Here is a 16603-nt window from a genome sequence, read left to right on the forward strand (position 1 = left end):
CATGAAAACCGAACTGTGCGAACGCTTCGGCATCGAGTACCCGATCTTCGTCTTCACCCCCTCGGAGAAGGTCGCGGCCGCGGTCACCCGCGCCGGCGGCATGGGTGTGCTGGGATGTGTCCGGTTCAACGACGCCGACGACCTCGAGAATGTCCTGCAGTGGATGGACGAGAACACCGACGGTAAGCCGTATGGCGTCGACATCGTGATGCCCGCGAAGATCCCGACCGAGGGCACCGCAGTCGACATCAACAAGCTCATCCCGCAGAGCCACCGCGACTTCGTCGACAAGACGCTGGCCGATCTGGGTGTCCCGCCGCTGCCCGACGAGGGTGATCGCAACGAGGGTGTGCTCGGCTGGCTGCATTCGGTGGCGCGCTCACACGTCGAGGTGGCGCTCAAGCACCCGATCAAACTGATCGCCAACGCGCTGGGGTCCCCGCCCAAGGACGTCGTCGACCAGGTGCACGAGGCGGGTGTCCCGGTCGCGGCGTTGGCGGGTAGCGCCAAACACGCTCAGCGCCACGCCGAGAACGGTGTCGACATCGTCGTCGCGCAGGGCCATGAGGCCGGCGGGCACACCGGCGAGATCGGTTCGATGGTGCTCTGGCCCGAGGTCGTCGACGGACTGCGCGCAAGCGGTCATGACACTCCCGTCCTGGCGGCCGGCGGCATCGGCACCGGACGGCAGGTCGCCGCGGCGCTCGCCCTCGGTGCATCGGGCGTGTGGATGGGCTCGGCGTTCCTCACCTCCGCCGAATACGACCTCGGCCACCGCAGGGAGAGCGGTGTGTCCACGATTCAGGAGGCGATGCTGCGCGCGACCTCCGGTGACACGGTGCGTCGGCGTATCTACACCGGTAAGCCCGCGCGACTGCTCAAGACCAAGTGGACCGAGGCCTGGGACGCCACGGACGCGCCCGAGCCGCTTCCGATGCCGCTGCAGAACATCCTGGTGAGCGAGGCGCATCAGCGGATGAACGAGTCGGACAATCCCGACACCGTCGCGATGCCGGTCGGCCAGATCGTGGGGCGGATGAACGAGATCCGGCCCGTCGCCGACATCATCGCCGAACTGGTCAGCGGCTTCGAGGAGGCGTCGAAACGCCTCGACGGCATCCGGGACAACTGAACCGGATGCCGCCGAGAGCGGTCGGACGTCAGAACGTGATCTGGGTCTGCTGGTCAATCTGACCCATGGCGGCGCCGAGCTTGTCCTGCTGCTCGGGCGTCGAATACGCATTGAGCTGCAGCATGTACAGGGTGTTCGTCCCGGGGATCACGACGGTCTTCTGGGCGGCGAAGGTGGGCTTGCCGTCCTGGTCGTACTGTCCGGCGATCTCGAATGCGTCGAAACCGCTGAGCTTCTCGGGGGCGCCGGGGTTGCCCTGGAAGCCGTCGAGGGCGAGCATTTCGTTGGGTGCCGCCCCGAGGATGGCCGCGGGGTCGGCCGGTCCGTCCAGCCGAGACAGGTAGGCGAAAATCGTGGGGGGGAAGCCGGGAGAGGCGTCGGCTCCGGTGTAGGTGATGCCGCCGTAGGCGCCCTCGGGCAGGCCGTCGTTCTTCTGCTCCCACCCTTGCGGCGTCGGCAGGTCGATCGTGGGGGCACCGGCTTCGCCGGGTTTGACGGAGACCTGGGCGATCTCGTTCTCGTTGAGATAGTCGGCGATGGTGCTGCCGGGTTCGGGTGCCTCCGAGGACTCGGACGCCTGTGCCGTGCTCGATTCGGTGGAGGTGTCGGAGCTCTCGACGCTCGACGAGCTCGCGGTGCCGGACTCGGCGGAGGAATCACCTCCCGACCCGCAGCCGGACAGGACGATGGCCAGCGCAGTGGCGGCTACGGCCGCTCCTGTCATCGCCGAAGCTCTCATGGGTCACTCCTTAGGTGTTGGGCGAAATCGCGCGCAGCGAAGCCTAACCCTGTGACCACCGGAAAACGCATCACGACGACGATTCGGTTACATGTCGGGCGGGGCTGACCGGATGCGGATCAGCGCGGCACCGGATAGACCGGGTCGGCGCACTCGGTGCCCTCGGCCGACAGCTGCCGCTTGATCACCTTGAACGTCTCGGTCCGCGGCAGCGTCGTGCCGACCCGCACGAACGACGGCCACTGTTTGGGGCCGAGATCGGGCTGCGCGCCGAGGAAACTACGGAACTCGGTGGCATCGAAGCGAGCACCGGGGCGCAGGACAAGCGCCGCCATCACCCGGTCTCCCACGGCGGGATCCGGTATGGGGTAGACCGCCGCCTCGACGACATCCGGATGCCGAAGCAGGACGCGCTCGATAGGTGCGGTGCCGAGGTTCTCGCCGTCGACGCGCATCCAGTCGCCGAGCCGGCCGGCGAAGAAGATGTAGCCGTTCTCGTCCGCATAGGCCAGGTCGCCGCTGTGATACATGCCGCCGGCCATCCGCGCCGATTCGGCGTCTTCGTCGCGGTAATAGCCGCGGAACTGGCCGCGCCCCTTCGGGTTCACCAACTCGCCGATCCGCCCCGGTGGGCACGGCTGGCCGGTCTCGACGTCCAGGATCGCCACCTCGTCGGTGAGCGGTCCCAGGGCGCCGTCGGGGGTGTCGGGCGTTCGGGCGATCGACACCCCGCCCTCGGTCGAGCCGAAACCGTCGACCACCACCACGCCGAAACGCTCGGCGAAGCGGTCGAGGTCGCGCGGCGCACCTTCGTTGCCGTACAGGAACTTCAACGGGTTGTCGGCGTCGTCGTCGCGCTCGGGGGTGGCCAGGATGTACGACAGCGGCTTGCCGACGTAGTTGGCGTAGGTGGCGCCGTACCGGCGGACGTCCGGGATGAACTGCGAGGCGGAGAACTTGCGGCGCAACGCGATCGAACCCCCGGCCGCTACCGCGACCGCCCACCCGGCCATCACGGCATTGGAGTGGAACAGCGGCATCGACAGGTAGAACGTGTCGGCGGGACCGAGGCCGAACCGCTCGGCGAGCATGCGGCCCGGGAACGCCACCTTCTCATGGGTCACCCGAACGGCCTTGGGTTCGCCACTGGTGCCCGAGGTGAAGATGAGCATGAACAGATCGTCCGGATCGGGATCCGGGAACCGCACGGCCGCATCGAGATGCGCGTCGACCTCGGCGAGAAATCCCGGTGACGTCACGTCGATGACGGTGGGCACGTCGGGGCTCTCGGGTACGTACGCGTCGTCGTCGGCGAGCACGAGCTGGCAGTCGGCGCGGGCGATGTCACTGGCCAGCGCTGCGCCTCGCCGGGTGGGATTCAGACCCACCGGGACGATTCCGGTCAGCGCAGCGGCCACCAGCACCGAGGAGAAGAACGGGGTATTGCCCAGCAGCACACCGACGTGCGGCGGCTGCGCCGGATCGAGACGGGCGCGCAGGGCCGAGCCGAGGGCGGCACCGGCCCGGATGTGCGCACGCCAACTGACGAACCGGTCTTCGTCGCGCACACCGCGGTCGTCGACGTCGGTCAGCGGTTCGAGCAGCCGCGTGACCGTCGGAGCTTCGTCATTCACCCTCAGACAGGGGTGTCGGCCAGTTCGCGGCCGATCCGCAACAGCTGACCGGTCGCACCCCCGACCGCGAACTCGGTCTGCTTGGCCGCCAGGAAATAACGGTGCACCGGGTGATCGGTGTCGATGCCGACGCCGCCGTGGATGTGCACCGTCGTGTGCGCGACGCGATGGCCGGCCTCGGCGGCCCAGAACGCCGCGGAACTGACGTCGATATCCGAGGGCAGATCCTCCGAGACCCGCCACGCAGCCTGGGTGAGGGTGAGCCGCAGACCCTTGAGATCGATGTAGCCGTCCGCAAGCCGCGCCGACACCGCCTGGAAGCTGCCGATCGGCCGTTCGAACTGCTCGCGCTCCCGCGCGTACAGGGCGGTGAGTTCGAGCGCCCGCTCCAACACGCCGAGCTGGAAAGCGGTGCGGCCGAGGGCGGCTCGGGAGGTGAGCCAAGCCAGCAGATCCTCGCCGCCCACCCGCCTGTTCTCATCGACCTCGACACCTTCGAACTCGACCAGCCCCACGCTGCCGAGCCCCGTCGTATCCAGCGGGGTGACGGTGACGCCCGGGGCGCCGGCGGTCACCAGGTAGACACCGGTGCCGTCGTCGGTCTCGGCCGGCACCAGGAACGCGTCGGCCACCGGGCCGTAGGCCACCAGTGTGCGTGAGCCGGTCAGCCGAACTCCCGAGCCGCTCGTCTGGGCTCGTACGGGACCCTGTCCCATCTCACCGTCCAGGGCGACGGCCAGCACCTTGTCGCCGCTGACCACGGGGGCACCCCAATCTTGCTGGAGCTCGGTCGAACCCGATCGAGCCAGGGCGCCCGCACCCAACACCACCGACTCCAGGTAAGGCACAGCCGCCAGTTGGCGTCCGAGCGCCACCAGTACCGCGACCTCCTCCAGGACGCCGAAGTCGCCGCCGCCGAGTGCCTCCGGAGCGGTGGTCGACAGCACGTCGGCGTCGATCAGCTTCCGCCACAGGTCGCGGTCGAAACGCTGCTCGAGCTGGTCGAGTTCGCGCTGGTGTTCGGGTGTGCACACCGATTCGGTGATGGTGCGCACCAGGCCGCCGAGGTCGTTGGCGGCTTCCGTCGTCGAGAAATCCATCCGAAGTCTCCTCGTCCCTACCGATTGACCCGGGGGAGCCCGAGCGCGACCATGCCGATGATGTCGCGCTGGATCTCGTTGGTACCGCCGCCGAAGGTCAGGATCAGCGCCGACCGGTGCATGCGCTCGATGCGGCCGCGCAGCAGCGCCCCCTTGGCGTCCGCGCGCAGCGTCGCCGAGGTCCCCAGCACCTCCATCAGCAGGCGATAGGCCTCGGTCGCCAGTTCGGTGCCGTACACCTTGGCTGCCGACGCGTCCGCCGGTGACGGTGCGGCGTCCTGCGCCGAGGCCAGTTCCCAGTTGATCAGCTTGAGCACCTCGGCCTTGGCGTGCACCCGACCGAGATTGAGCTGCACCCACTCCGAGTCGATCAGGCGTTTGCCGTGCACGTCCTTGGTGTTCTGCGCCCACTCCCGGACCGCGTTGAGGGCCACATAGATCGGCTGGGCCGATACCAGCGCGACGCGCTCGTGGTTGAGCTGGTTGGTGACCAGCTTCCAACCGCCGTTCTCCTCGCCCACCAGCGCGGTCTGAGGGACGCGCACATCCTGGTAATAGGTGGCGCTGGTGTCGACGCCGGCCAAGGTGTGCACCGGCGTCCACGAGAAGCCCTCGGCGGTGGTGGGGACGATCAGCATGGAGATGCCGCGGTGTTTCCTGGCCTCGGGATTGGTGCGCACCGCCAACCACACGTAATCGGCGTAGGCGATCAGGCTGGTCCACATCTTCTGCCCGTTGATCACGTAGTCGTCGCCGTCGTGCACCGCGGTGGTGCGCAGCGCCGCCAGGTCGGTGCCGGCCCCGGGCTCGGAGTAGCCGATGGAGAAGTGCAGTTCACCGGCGGCGATCTTGGGCAGGAAGAACTTCTTCTGTTCGTCGGTGCCGAAGTGCATGATCGTCGGCGCGACGCTGTTGATCGTCAGGAACGGCACCGGAACGTTGGCGATGGCGGCTTCGTCGGTGAAGATGAGCCCGTCCATCGGCGGGCGGGCCTGGCCGCCGAACTCCTCTGGCCATGACAGCGTCAGCCACCCGTCCTTGCCCATCTGCGCGACGGTTTCGCGGTACACGTTGCCGCGTCCCATCTCGCCGTCGTTGGAGGCCAGCGCTTCGGCCCGCTCCGGGGTCATGAGACGGGCGAAGTACGACCGCAGCTCGCGGCGCAACTCCTCCTGCTCGGGGGTGTAGCCGATCCGCATCGCCTCGTCCTCACTGTCTCGGGTCTTCGGGGGCGTATTTCCCACCCGGTTGTAACACGTTCTAGTCTGGGGGTCCAGGCCGGTATCGTCGCCGGGCTGCTTCCGCGGGTCGTATTCTGACCCCGGATTGTGGCCGGGCGATTGCCACCGGCAGTCGCGAGGAGTGCGAGGGAGCCGTCATGCGAGTGGAAGTCGACCGGGATCGCTGCGAGGGCAACGCGGTCTGCGTGGGAATTGCACCTGACATCTTCGATCTGGACGACGACGACTACGCGGTGGTGAAAGCCGACCCGGTCCCCGACGGCCAGGAGGACCTCGCCGAGCAGTCGATCGCCGAGTGCCCCCGCGCCGCCCTGATCCGCAAAGACTAGAGGTATTCATAAATTGAGCACTCCCAGCGCTTCGGCGAACGATCTGACCGACCTGTCCGGGCGGGTGGCCGTGGTGACCGGTGCCGCCGCCGGACTCGGCCGGGCCGAGGCGATCGGCCTGGCCGCGGCGGGCGCCACCGTGGTCGTCAACGACATGGCCGGCGCACTCGACAAGTCCGACGTGCTGGACGCCATCGAGTCGGCGGGCTCCAAGGGCATCGCGGTGGCCGGGGACATCAGTGCGCGCTCGACGGCCGACGAACTGGTCGAGACCGCCGACGGGCTGGGCGGTCTGGACATCGTCGTCAACAACGCCGGGATCACCCGAGACCGAATCCTGTTCAACATGAGTGACGAAGAGTGGGATGCCGTCATCGCCGTGCACCTGCGCGGCCACTTCCTGCTGACCCGCAACGCCGCGACGTACTGGCGGGCCAAGGCGAAGGCCGGTGATGGTCAGGTCTACGGCCGCATCGTCAACACCTCTTCGGAGGCCGGTCTGTCCGGCCCGATCGGCCAGCCGAACTATGGTGCGGCCAAGGCCGGTATCACCGCGCTGACGCTGTCGGCGGCGCGTGCGCTCGAGCGGTTCGGCGTGCGGGCGAACGCCATCGCCCCACGTGCCCGCACCGCCATGACCGCCGGAGTGTTCGGCGACGCACCCGAACTCGACGCCGGCCAGGTGGATCCGCTGTCGACCGACCATGTTGTGACGCTTGTGCGATTTCTGGCCTCTCCGGCATCCGAAGGGGTCAACGGACAGCTGTTCATCGTCTACGGTCCCAAGGTGACGCTCGTCGCGGCGCCGGTCGCCGAGACCCACTTCACCGCGGACGGCGCGGCGTGGGACCCCGCCGACCTCGGGACAACGCTGCGCGAATACTTTGCTGGCCGCGATCCCGAGCGTGGCTTCTCCGCCACTGAGTTGATGGAGAGCCGAGACTGACAGTCTCGGTTGTCAGCGGCCGACGGCTACTAGAACACGTTTCAGAATGACCTGCGTCACAAGTGCTCTGACCTGCAATTTCAGCGTTTGATCGCGGTATTTGTCCATCTTTGACACTGCGAACGTGTTCTAGTTAGTATGATCCGGCTCACGCAGAGCAGCGTTGAACACAGGGGTGGGAAAGCCGACTTGGCAAGGGGTTGTGCACTCTTCGCCGTGGACGTGATCCGACGCATCCCTAGCCGAGAACGGAGCCGAGGTTGATCGAGCAACTCGCGGCACCGGCGCGGGCGGTGGGCGGCTTCGTCGAGATGTCGATCGACACCTTCGTCAAGATTTTCCGCCGGCCATTCCAGTTCCGCGAATTCCTGGATCAGACCTGGATGATCGCCAGGGTGTCGCTGATCCCGACGCTGTTGGTCGCCATCCCGTTCACGGTGCTGGTCGCCTTCACACTCAACATCCTGCTGCGGGAGATCGGTGCGGCGGATCTGTCCGGCGCGGGCACCGCATTCGGCACCATCACCCAGCTGGGACCGGTGGTGACGGTGTTGGTGGTCGCGGGCGCCGGTGCGACAGCGATCTGCGCCGACCTCGGTGCACGCACCATCCGCGAAGAGATCGACGCCATGCGGGTGCTCGGAATCGACCCGATCCAGCGGCTCGTGGTACCGCGTGTGCTTGCCTCCACCTTCGTGGCGCTGCTGCTCAACGGCCTGGTGTGCGCGATCGGCCTGGCCGGGGGATACGTCTTCTCCGTCTTCCTGCAAGGGGTCAATCCCGGTTCGTTCATCAACGGCTTGACCGTGCTGACCGGCCTGGGCGAGCTCGTTCTCGCTGAGATCAAGGCACTGCTGTTCGGGGTCGTCGCGGGTCTGGTGGGCTGCTACCGCGGCCTGACGGTGCAGGGCGGCCCCAAGGGCGTCGGCATCGCCGTGAACGAGACCGTGGTGTACGCGTTCATCTGCCTGTTCGTGATCAACGTGATCATGACTGCCATCGGCGTGAGAGTGCTGGTGCGATAGCGATGAGCTTCGACACGACCGTCCGGTTGCGCCGGGCATTTCGGTGGGCGCCCAAAGCCGTCGACACCATCGGTGAGCAGGCGCTGTTCTACGGCGAGACCATGCGCTACATCCCCAATGCGCTCACTCGCTACCGCAAGGAGACGATCCGGCTCATCGCCGAGATGACCATGGGCGCGGGAGCGCTGGTCATGATCGGCGGAACCGTCGGCGTCGCGGCCTTCCTCACACTCGCCTCCGGCGGTGTGATCGCCGTGCAGGGCTACTCCTCGCTGGGCAACATCGGTATCGAGGCGCTGACCGGCTTCCTGTCGGCCTTCCTCAACGTCCGCATCGTCGCGCCGGTCATCGCCGGCATCGCGTTGGCGGCCACCATCGGCGCGGGCACCACGGCTCAACTCGGCGCCATGCGCGTCGCCGAGGAGATCGACGCGGTGGAATCGATGGCAGTGCACTCGGTGTCGTACCTGGTCTCCACCCGCCTGATGGCCGGACTCATCGCGATCGTGCCGCTGTACTCGCTGTCGGTGCTGGCCGCATTCTTCGCCGCCCGCTTCACGACGGTGTTCATCAACGGTCAGTCCGCCGGTCTCTACGACCACTACTTCAACACGTTCCTCATCCCCAGCGATCTGTTGTGGTCGTTCCTGCAGGCGATCGTGATGTCGATCGCGGTCATGCTGGTGCACACCTACTACGGCTACAACGCCTCGGGCGGGCCGGTCGGCGTGGGTATCGCGGTCGGCCAGGCCGTGCGCACCTCGCTGATCGTGGTCGTCACCATCACCTTGTTCATCTCGCTCGCCGTCTACGGCGCGTCCGGCAACTTCAACCTGTCGGGATAGGGCGAGATGGCCGATATCGAGAAGAAGCGCAGTCATGTCCGGATCGCCGCGGCGGTCCTCGCGGCGGTCGTGTTGGCCGCAGCTGTCCTGACCTATCTGTCGTACACCGCGGCGTTCACCTCGACCGAGACCGTCACCGTGCTCTCCCCGCGTGCGGGTCTGGTGATGGACACCGACGCCAAGGTCAAGTACCGCGGCATCCAGGTCGGTGAGGTGAAGTCCATCGAGTACGCCGGTGACCAGGCCAAGTTGACCCTGGCGATCCGCAGCGACGAGATGCGCTACATCCCGTCGAACGCCCGGGTGCGCATCGCCGGTACCACGGTGTTCGGCGCAAAGGCCGTCGAATTCATCCCGCCCGAGCAGCCCCAGCAGTCGTCGATCCGCCCGGGCGCCGAGGTGCAGGCCGGCGACGTCCAGCTCGAGGTCAATACGCTTTTCCAGACCCTCACCGACACCTTGGACAAGATCGACCCCATCAACCTGAATGCCACGATGAGCGCGCTCGCGGAGGGGCTGCGCGGAAACGGTGACGATCTCGGCGCGACATTGTCGGGGCTGTCGTCCTATCTGCAGCAGCTCAATCCGAAACTGCCCACGCTGCAGGAGGACTTCCGCCGGACCGCCGAGGTGGGCAACATCTACGCCGACGCGGCGCCGGATCTGGTGCGGGTGTTCGACAACGCGCCCACGATCAGCAACACCCTGGTCGATCAGCAGGACAATTTGAACAGGACGCTGCTCGCGGCCACCGGTCTGGCCGACAACGGCACCGCCACCCTCGAGCCGGCGGCCGACAACTACATCGCCGCGATCCAGCGGTTGCGGGCGCCCTTGAAGGTGGCCGGTGAGTATTCCCCGGAGATCGGCTGCATCCTGCAGGGTGTCTCGGTGGGTGTGGACCGGTTCGCGCCGATCATCGGCGGAATCCGTCCGGGCCTGTTCGTCTCGTCGAACTTCCTCCCGGGCGCTCCCGCCTACACCTACCCGGAGAGCCTGCCGATCGTGAACGCCTCCGGTGGCCCGAACTGCCGCGGACTGCCGAGCCCACCGAGCAAGCAGTTCGGCGGGTCCTGGTACCACACCCCGTTCCTCGTCACCGACAACGCCTACGTGCCCTATCAGCCGAACACCGAACTGCAGTTCGACGCACCGTCGACGGTTCAGTTCCTGTTCAACGGCGCCTTCGCCGAGAAGGACGACTTCTGATGAACCGCGACCGGACCCTGCTCAACGTCAGCATCTTCACCGTGGTGATGCTGCTCGTGGCCGGCGCACTCGTCGTGGTGTTCGGCGAATTCCGATTCGCATCGGGCCACACCTTCCACGCGAACTTCACCGAGGCATCGCGCCTCAAGGCCGGGCAGGACGTCCGCATCGCCGGTGTCCCGGTCGGCACCGTCAAGGGCCTGACACTCAACTCCGACAACACCGTTGACGTCGAGTTCGACGTCAACGACAAGTACCAGCTCTACTCGTCCACGCGGGCGGTCGTGCGGTACGAGAACCTCGTCGGCGACCGGTATCTCGAGATCACCTCTGGCCCGGGTGAGCTGCGCAAGCTGCCCCCCGGCGCGACCATCCCGCTGTCCAACACCCAGCCCGCACTGGATCTCGATGCTCTGCTCGGCGGGCTCAAGCCGGTTCTCAAAGGGCTCGACGGCGCGAAGATCAACGAGATCAGCGGCGCGGTGATCGAGATGCTGCAGGGTAAGGGCGGCGCACTGGCCAACATGCTCGCCAGCACCAGTTCGTTCAGCCAGAACCTCGCGGCGCGCGATCAGCTGATCGGCGATGTGATCAACAACCTCAATACGGTGCTGGGCACTGTGGACGAGAAGGGCGCACAGTTCGACAAGAGCGTCGATCAGCTGCAACAGCTGGTGACCGGGCTGGCCGAGGGTCGTGATCCGATCGCCGGCGCCATCCCGCCGCTCGCGTCGGCCACCAACGATCTCACCGAGATGCTGCAGAGCTCCCGGCGACCGCTGCAGGCCATCATCGAGAACACCCGTCCGCTCGCCCAGCGGCTCGACGAGCGCAAGGGTGACGTCAACAAGGTGATCGAGCCGCTGGCCGAGAACTACCTGCGGCTCAACGCTCTCGGCGCGTACGGTTCGTTCTTCAACATCTACTACTGCTCGATCCGGATGAAGATCAACGGCCCGGCGGGCAGCGACATCCTGATCCCGTTCGGCGGACCGTCGGACCCCTCGAAGGGGAGGTGCTCCGAGCGTGGCTAGACCCGACAGTTCGAATCCGTTGCGGACCGGCATCTTCGGCATCGCGGTGGTCGTGTGCCTGGTGCTCGTCTCCTTCGGCTACACCAATCTCCCGTTCTGGCCGCAGGGCAAGCCCTACGAGGCGTATTTCACCGACGCCGCCGGCATCACCGCCGGCAGCGTGGTCAACGTCTCGGGCATCACCGTCGGCAAGGTCACCGGAGTGTCGCTCGCCGGTGACACCGCGAGGGTGAACTTCACCGTCAACCGCGACGTTCGGGTCGGCGACCAGTCACTGGTGGCGATCAAGACCGACACCGTGCTGGGTGAGAAGTCCCTGGCGGTCACCCCGCAGGGTTCGGGGTCGGTGACGTCGATTCCGCTGGGACGCACCACCACCCCGTACACCCTCAACACCGCGCTGCAGGATCTCGGCGGAAATGTCGGCGAACTCGACAAACCCCGCTTCGAGCAGGCCCTGCAGACCCTCACCGATTCGCTCAAGGAAGCCACCCCGCAGCTGCGCGGCGCGTTGGACGGGGTGGCGAATCTGTCGCGCAGCCTCAATGCCCGCGACGAGGCGTTGGCCCAGCTGCTGGGCCGGGCCAAGCGGGTGTCGGACACCTTGGCGCAGCGGTCGGGACAGGTGAACCAGCTCATCACCGATGGCAACCTGCTCTTCGCGGCACTCGACCAGCGACGCCAGGCACTGAGCCAGCTGATCGGCGGCATCGACGACGTCTCCGCGCAGCTGTCCGGGTTCGTGGCGGACAACCGCAAAGAGTTCGGGCCCCTGCTCGAGAAGCTCAACCTGGTGATGGACAACCTGCTCGAGCGCCGCGAGCACATCGGTGAGGCGTTGCGCCGACTGCCGCCGTATGCCACCGCGCTCGGTGAGGTGGTCGGTTCCGGTCCCGGATTCCAGATCAACCTCTACGGTCTGCCGCCCGCGACGATATCCGAGGTGTTGCTCGACACCTACTTCCAGCCAGGCAAGCTGCCGGACAGCCTCGCGGACTATCTCCGCGGGATGATCACCGAGCGGCTGATCATCAGGCCGAAGTCGCCGTGACGCAAGGGGATTCGGTGAAAACGGGCAACCGCTGGACGCGGGTGGCGCTGGCCGCCGTTCTGGTGATCACGCTGGCGGTGGGCATTTTCCTGGTGTGGCCCTCGCGGGGCGGGACCAAGCTCACGGCGTATTTCACCTCGGCCGTCGGGCTGTACCCCGGCGACGAGGTGCGAATCGTCGGGGTGCCCGTCGGGACGATCGACTCGATCGAGCCCAGGGCGCAGGACGTCAAGATCACCATGACCGTCGACAACGGCGTCAAGGTGCCGGCCGACGCGCAGGCGCTCATCATCTCGCCGAATCTGGTGGCTGCCAGATTCATCCAGCTGACGCCCGCCTACACCGGCGGTCCTCAGATGCCCGACGACGGTGCCATCAGCCTCGACCGCACAGCCGTGCCGGTCGAGTGGGACGAGGTCAAGGAACAGCTGACGGCGCTGTCGAGCCAACTCGGACCGCAGGACGGCGACGTCCAGGGCCCGCTGAGCAGTTTCGTCAACCAGGCCGCCGACACCTTCGACGGCAACGGCGACTCCTTCCGTCAGGCCCTTCGTGAGCTCTCCCAGACCGCGGGCCGGCTCGGCGACTCCCGCACCGATCTGTTCGGCACGGTCCGCAATCTGCAGACCCTGATCAACGCGTTGTCGAACAGCAACGAGCAGATCGTGCAGTTCAGTAACCACGTCGCGTCGGTGTCCCAGGTGCTGGCCGACAGCACCGCCGACCTCGACAACACCCTCGGCACCCTGAACCAGGCGCTGGTCGACGTCCGGGAACTGCTCGGCGACAACAACGAAGCGTTGATCGCCCAGGTGGGTAAGCTGGCCGACTTCACTCAGATCCTCACCGACCACAGCGACGACATCGAACAGATCCTGCACATCACGCCCAACGGCCTGGCGAACTTCTACAACATCTACAACCCGGCCCAGGGCACCGTCGGCGGCCTGTTGACGTTGCCGAACTTCGCCAACCCGGTGCAGTTCATCTGCGGTGGCACCTTCGACGTCGGCGCCAATCCGGACAACTTCAAACGCGCCGAGATCTGCCGGCAGCGGATGGGTCCGGTGTTCAAACGCATCGCGATGAACTTCCCGCCCCTGCTGTTCCACCCGATCAACAGCATCACCGCCTACAAGGGGCAGATCATCTACGACACCCCGGAGACCGAAGCCAAGGCCAGGACTCCGCTGCCCTATCTGCAGTGGCAGAACGCGCCCGGTGTGACGCCGGCCCAGATGGCCGAGGGCGCGGACCTCAGTTCGCTGTTCCTACCGTCCGCGCCCGCGGACGCCGCATCCGCGCCGGCGCCGGCTCCCGGCCCGCCTGCTGCCCCCCTGCCCGCCGAAGAAGGTGGTGGCCGATGAGGCGCACGTCTCTGTCGCGCAGCGCAACCCGCACGGGACTGCGGACTGCGGCATTGGGCGGCGGTGTGCTGCTGCTGGCCGGCTGTCAGTTCGGGGGATTGAACTCCCTGAACATGCCCGGTACCGCCGGACACGGTGCGGGTTCGTACAAGATCACCGTGCAGTTGCCGGACGTGGCAACGCTGCCGCAGAACTCTCCGGTGATGGTCGACGACGTCACGGTCGGCAGTGTGTCGGGCATCGACGCCGTGCAGCGCTCCGACGGAACGTTCTACGCCGCGGTCCAGGTGTCGTTGGACCGCAACGTCGATCTGCCCGAGAACTCGACGGCGAAGGTGGCGCAGACCTCGCTGCTGGGCTCTCAGCACATCGAGCTCGCCCCGCCGAAGAACGAGCCGGGTGTCGGTCGTCTGCAGGATGGGTCGCAGATCCCGCTCGACCGGACGGGGCGCTACCCCAGCACCGAGGAGGTGCTCTCGACGCTGGGCGTCGTGGTGAACAAGGGCAATCTCGGCGCGCTGCAGGACATCACCGATGAGGCCTACGCCGCGGTGGCGGGCCGTGAGGGCACGTTCGCCGATCTGATTCCGCGGCTGGCCGAGCTGACCAGCTCACTGGACCGGCAGACGACCGACATCATCGCCGCGATGGAGGGCATCGACCGGTTCGCGGCGATCCTGGCCCGCAGCCGGGACAGTCTGGGTCGGACACTGGACACGTTGCCGGCCGCTGTGGAAGTACTGAACAAGAATCGCGGCAACATCGTCGACGCCTTCAGCGCGCTGCGCGGCTTCGCCACCGTCGCTTCGCGGATGCTTTCGGAAACCAAAACCGACTTCACTGCGGATCTCAAAGACCTTTACCCGGTCATCAAGGCGCTCAACGACAACGCCGACGACTTCATCAAGGATCTGGAGTTCCTGCCGACGTTCCCGTTCCACTACAAGTATCTGCGCAACGCGGTACGCGGCGACTACCTGAATGTCTTCGTGACCTTCGACCTGACGCTGCGGCGGCTGGGGGAGTCGGTGTTCACGACGTCGCTCGGGCTGGATCCGAACATGAAGCGCATGTCTGAGGTGGTGAATCCGCCGGACTTCCTGACCGGTGCGATGGCGAACCTGTCGGGTCAGGCCGCCGATCCGTTCACGATTCCGCCGGGCACCGCGACCCAGCACGAGGGGACGCCCTGATGCTCACCAGGCTCACCCGTCTACAGCTGGCGATCTTTGCGGTGGTCACCGTGCTGACCGTCGGCGCGATCTCGCTGTTCTACCTGCGCCTGCCCTCGGCGGTGGGGATCGGCTCCTACGACGTGACCGCGAATTTCGTGGCGGGCGGCGGCCTCTACGAGAACGCCAACGTCACCTATCGCGGTGTCACCATCGGCCGGGTGGAATCGGTGGGCCTGTCCGACGACGGCGTCGTCGCGCACATGCGCCTCAACAGCGACACTCCGGTGCCCGAGAACGTGACCGCCACCGTCAAGAGCGTGTCGGCGATCGGCGAGCAGTACGTCGATCTGGTTCCCCCGGAGAAGGCGGCGTCGGCGACGCTGCGCGACGGCTCTGACATCGGGATGGACCGTACGGCCATCGGCCAGGACATCTCGGGAATGCTCGAGGAAGCCGACAGACTGGTCAGCAGTGTGGGCAACAGCCGCTTGCGAGATCTGTTGGGTGAGACGTTCAACGCCTTCAACGGAACCGGGCCGGAGCTGTCCCGTCTCCTGCAGTCGTCGAGAGACTTGATCGACGAGGCGAATGCGAACGCGGGTCAGACGATGGCGCTGATCGATCAGGCGGGTCCGTTCCTCGACAGCCAGATTCGCAGTGGCGACGACATCCGATCACTTGCCGATGGTCTGGCGCGACTGACCGGCAACGTCGCGGGCGCCGATTCGCAGCTGCGATCGACCCTGCAGACCGTTCCGGGCACGACCGAGGTGGCGAATACGACATTCGCGGGCATCCGGCCGACGTTCCCGGTGCTGGCCGCAAATCTCGCCAACTTGGGGCGGATCGGGGTGATCTACCACAAGTCGATCGAACAGGCGCTGGTCATCTTCCCCGCCCTGATGGCGGGTCTGAACACCGTCGCCGGCGGGGTGCCGGCCGACGAGGGCGGCAAGCTCGACTTCAAGATCCACCTGAACGACCCGCCGACGTGTTCCACCGGTTTCCTGCCGCCGACGACGATCCGCTCACCCGCCGATACCACGCTGCGTGATCTGCCGGGGGATCTGTACTGCAAGGCGCCGCAGAACGACCCCACGGTCGTGCGCGGCGCCCGCAACTATCCGTGCCAGGAGTTCCCGGGTAAGCGGGCACCCACGGTGCAGCTGTGCCGCGACCCGGCGGGGTTCGTGCCGATCGGCACCAACCCGTGGCGGGGACCGCCGGTGCCGCTCGACACACCGGTCACCGATCCGCGGATGTCGCTGCCCATGAACAAGTTCCCGTTCATCCCGCCGCAGATCGACCCGGACCCCGGCCCGCCACTGGTGCAGCTGCCGCCCGGGGTCCCCGCCGGGCCGGGGCCCGCGCCCCACGCGCCGTTCCCGCTTCCGGTGCCGCCGAGCGACCCCGGTATGCCGCCCCCGCTGCCGTATTACGCGCCGCCCGATCAGGTTGCGCCGCCGTACGGCAGGCCGGTGCCCCCGGCTCCTGGCTCGCCCCCGGCTCCCGCGCCGCCCGCGGTTCCCGCGCCGCCGCCGCCGATTCCGCCGGGCAATTCGCTCAACGGGGTGCCGCTGCCCGGCGGGCCTCCGCTACCCGCGGAGGCGCCGATGGCCAGCGGTCCGGCGATGACCAGCTACGACTCCAGAACCGGAGCCTTCGCCGATCCCCAGGGCGGGACTGGCGTGTTCGCCTCGGGCGCTGACACACTGGCGCCTGCGGAGACCTGGGCGGATCTGATGATGGCCCCGAAGCAGATGTAGATAGGCAGGA

The 16603-nt window shown here is 67.0% G+C and carries 15 protein-coding genes; 11 read left to right on the forward strand and 4 right to left on the reverse strand.

The window, feature by feature from the left end; translation table 11 throughout:
• Position 1 precedes the first annotated feature (1 nt).
• A complete protein-coding gene (locus ACN27E_RS21485) occupies positions 2-1132 on the forward strand; it encodes an NAD(P)H-dependent flavin oxidoreductase (RefSeq protein WP_422750034.1) in 1131 nt (376 codons plus the stop codon).
• 28 nt (positions 1133-1160) lie between these two features.
• Here the strand turns inward: ACN27E_RS21485 and ACN27E_RS21490 are convergent, their stop codons facing one another.
• From ACN27E_RS21490 to ACN27E_RS21505, 4 genes are all read right to left on the reverse strand, one after another.
• On the reverse strand, positions 1161-1871 hold the full coding sequence (locus tag ACN27E_RS21490; protein ID WP_422744544.1) for an LpqN/LpqT family lipoprotein: 711 nt from the start codon (positions 1869-1871) through the stop codon (positions 1161-1163).
• 119 nt (positions 1872-1990) lie between these two features.
• A complete protein-coding gene (fadD17, locus tag ACN27E_RS21495; protein ID WP_422744546.1) occupies positions 1991-3505 on the reverse strand; it encodes a long-chain-fatty-acid--CoA ligase FadD17 in 1515 nt (504 codons plus the stop codon).
• A 2-nt stretch (positions 3506-3507) separates the two neighbouring features.
• Positions 3508-4605: an acyl-CoA dehydrogenase family protein gene (locus tag ACN27E_RS21500; protein ID WP_422744548.1), complete on the reverse strand. Its 1098-nt coding sequence runs from the start codon at positions 4603-4605 to the stop codon at positions 3508-3510.
• A 17-nt stretch (positions 4606-4622) separates the two neighbouring features.
• Complete coding sequence (locus tag ACN27E_RS21505) at positions 4623-5804, reverse strand: acyl-CoA dehydrogenase family protein (RefSeq protein ID WP_422750035.1); 1182 nt, start codon at positions 5802-5804, stop codon at positions 4623-4625.
• Positions 5805-5983: 179 nt separating this feature from the next.
• On the opposite strand from ACN27E_RS21505, the gene ACN27E_RS21510 reads away from it, so the two are divergent.
• From ACN27E_RS21510 to ACN27E_RS21555, 10 genes are all read left to right on the forward strand, one after another.
• Entirely contained in the window at positions 5984-6175 is a 192-nt protein-coding gene (locus ACN27E_RS21510; RefSeq protein ID WP_422744550.1) for a ferredoxin, read from the forward strand.
• A gap of 4 nt (positions 6176-6179) precedes the next feature.
• Positions 6180-7121: a 3-oxoacyl-ACP reductase gene (locus ACN27E_RS21515; RefSeq protein ID WP_422750037.1), complete on the forward strand. Its 942-nt coding sequence runs from the start codon at positions 6180-6182 to the stop codon at positions 7119-7121.
• A 260-nt stretch (positions 7122-7381) separates the two neighbouring features.
• A complete protein-coding gene (locus ACN27E_RS21520; protein ID WP_422744552.1) occupies positions 7382-8146 on the forward strand; it encodes an MlaE family ABC transporter permease in 765 nt (254 codons plus the stop codon).
• Between the two features lie 2 nt (positions 8147-8148).
• A complete protein-coding gene (locus tag ACN27E_RS21525) occupies positions 8149-8991 on the forward strand; it encodes an MlaE family ABC transporter permease (protein WP_422744553.1) in 843 nt (280 codons plus the stop codon).
• Positions 8992-8997: 6 nt separating this feature from the next.
• The gene (locus ACN27E_RS21530; RefSeq protein ID WP_422744555.1) at positions 8998-10200 is read left to right on the forward strand and encodes an MCE family protein; all 1203 of its coding nucleotides are present in this window, start codon (positions 8998-9000) and stop codon (positions 10198-10200) included.
• A complete protein-coding gene (locus ACN27E_RS21535) occupies positions 10200-11234 on the forward strand; it encodes an MCE family protein (RefSeq protein ID WP_422744557.1) in 1035 nt (344 codons plus the stop codon). Before ACN27E_RS21530 ends, ACN27E_RS21535 begins: the two co-directional genes overlap by 1 nt.
• On the forward strand, positions 11227-12285 hold the full coding sequence (locus ACN27E_RS21540) for an MCE family protein (RefSeq protein ID WP_422744558.1): 1059 nt from the start codon (positions 11227-11229) through the stop codon (positions 12283-12285). The genes ACN27E_RS21535 and ACN27E_RS21540 overlap by 8 nt, the downstream gene beginning before the upstream one ends.
• Positions 12286-12299: 14 nt before the next feature.
• Positions 12300-13652 carry an MCE family protein gene (locus ACN27E_RS21545; RefSeq protein ID WP_422744559.1) on the forward strand — a complete coding sequence of 451 codons (1353 nt, stop codon included), beginning with the start codon at positions 12300-12302 and terminating at the stop codon, positions 13650-13652.
• On the forward strand, positions 13649-14845 hold the full coding sequence (locus ACN27E_RS21550; protein WP_422744561.1) for an MCE family protein: 1197 nt from the start codon (positions 13649-13651) through the stop codon (positions 14843-14845). Before ACN27E_RS21545 ends, ACN27E_RS21550 begins: the two co-directional genes overlap by 4 nt.
• Entirely contained in the window at positions 14845-16593 is a 1749-nt protein-coding gene (locus ACN27E_RS21555) for an MCE family protein (protein WP_422744562.1), read from the forward strand. Before ACN27E_RS21550 ends, ACN27E_RS21555 begins: the two co-directional genes overlap by 1 nt.
• The last annotated feature ends 10 nt before the right edge of the window (positions 16594-16603 follow it).

The sequence above is a fragment of the Mycobacterium sp. WMMD1722 genome (assembly GCF_049315205.1).
Classification (GTDB): domain Bacteria; phylum Actinomycetota; class Actinomycetes; order Mycobacteriales; family Mycobacteriaceae; genus Mycobacterium.

Coding starts and splice junctions, on each gene's coding strand:
- ACN27E_RS21485 (WP_422750034.1), top strand. CDS start 2: ATGAAAACCGAACTGTGCGAACGCTTCGGCATCGAGTACCCGATCTTC.
- ACN27E_RS21490 (WP_422744544.1), bottom strand. CDS start 1,871: ATGAGAGCTTCGGCGATGACAGGAGCGGCCGTAGCCGCCACTGCGCTG.
- ACN27E_RS21500 (WP_422744548.1), bottom strand. CDS start 4,605: ATGGATTTCTCGACGACGGAAGCCGCCAACGACCTCGGCGGCCTGGTG.
- ACN27E_RS21505 (WP_422750035.1), bottom strand. CDS start 5,804: ATGCGGATCGGCTACACCCCCGAGCAGGAGGAGTTGCGCCGCGAGCTG.
- ACN27E_RS21510 (WP_422744550.1), top strand. CDS start 5,984: ATGCGAGTGGAAGTCGACCGGGATCGCTGCGAGGGCAACGCGGTCTGC.
- ACN27E_RS21525 (WP_422744553.1), top strand. CDS start 8,149: ATGAGCTTCGACACGACCGTCCGGTTGCGCCGGGCATTTCGGTGGGCG.
- ACN27E_RS21530 (WP_422744555.1), top strand. CDS start 8,998: ATGGCCGATATCGAGAAGAAGCGCAGTCATGTCCGGATCGCCGCGGCG.
- ACN27E_RS21535 (WP_422744557.1), top strand. CDS start 10,200: ATGAACCGCGACCGGACCCTGCTCAACGTCAGCATCTTCACCGTGGTG.
- ACN27E_RS21550 (WP_422744561.1), top strand. CDS start 13,649: ATGAGGCGCACGTCTCTGTCGCGCAGCGCAACCCGCACGGGACTGCGG.
- ACN27E_RS21555 (WP_422744562.1), top strand. CDS start 14,845: ATGCTCACCAGGCTCACCCGTCTACAGCTGGCGATCTTTGCGGTGGTC.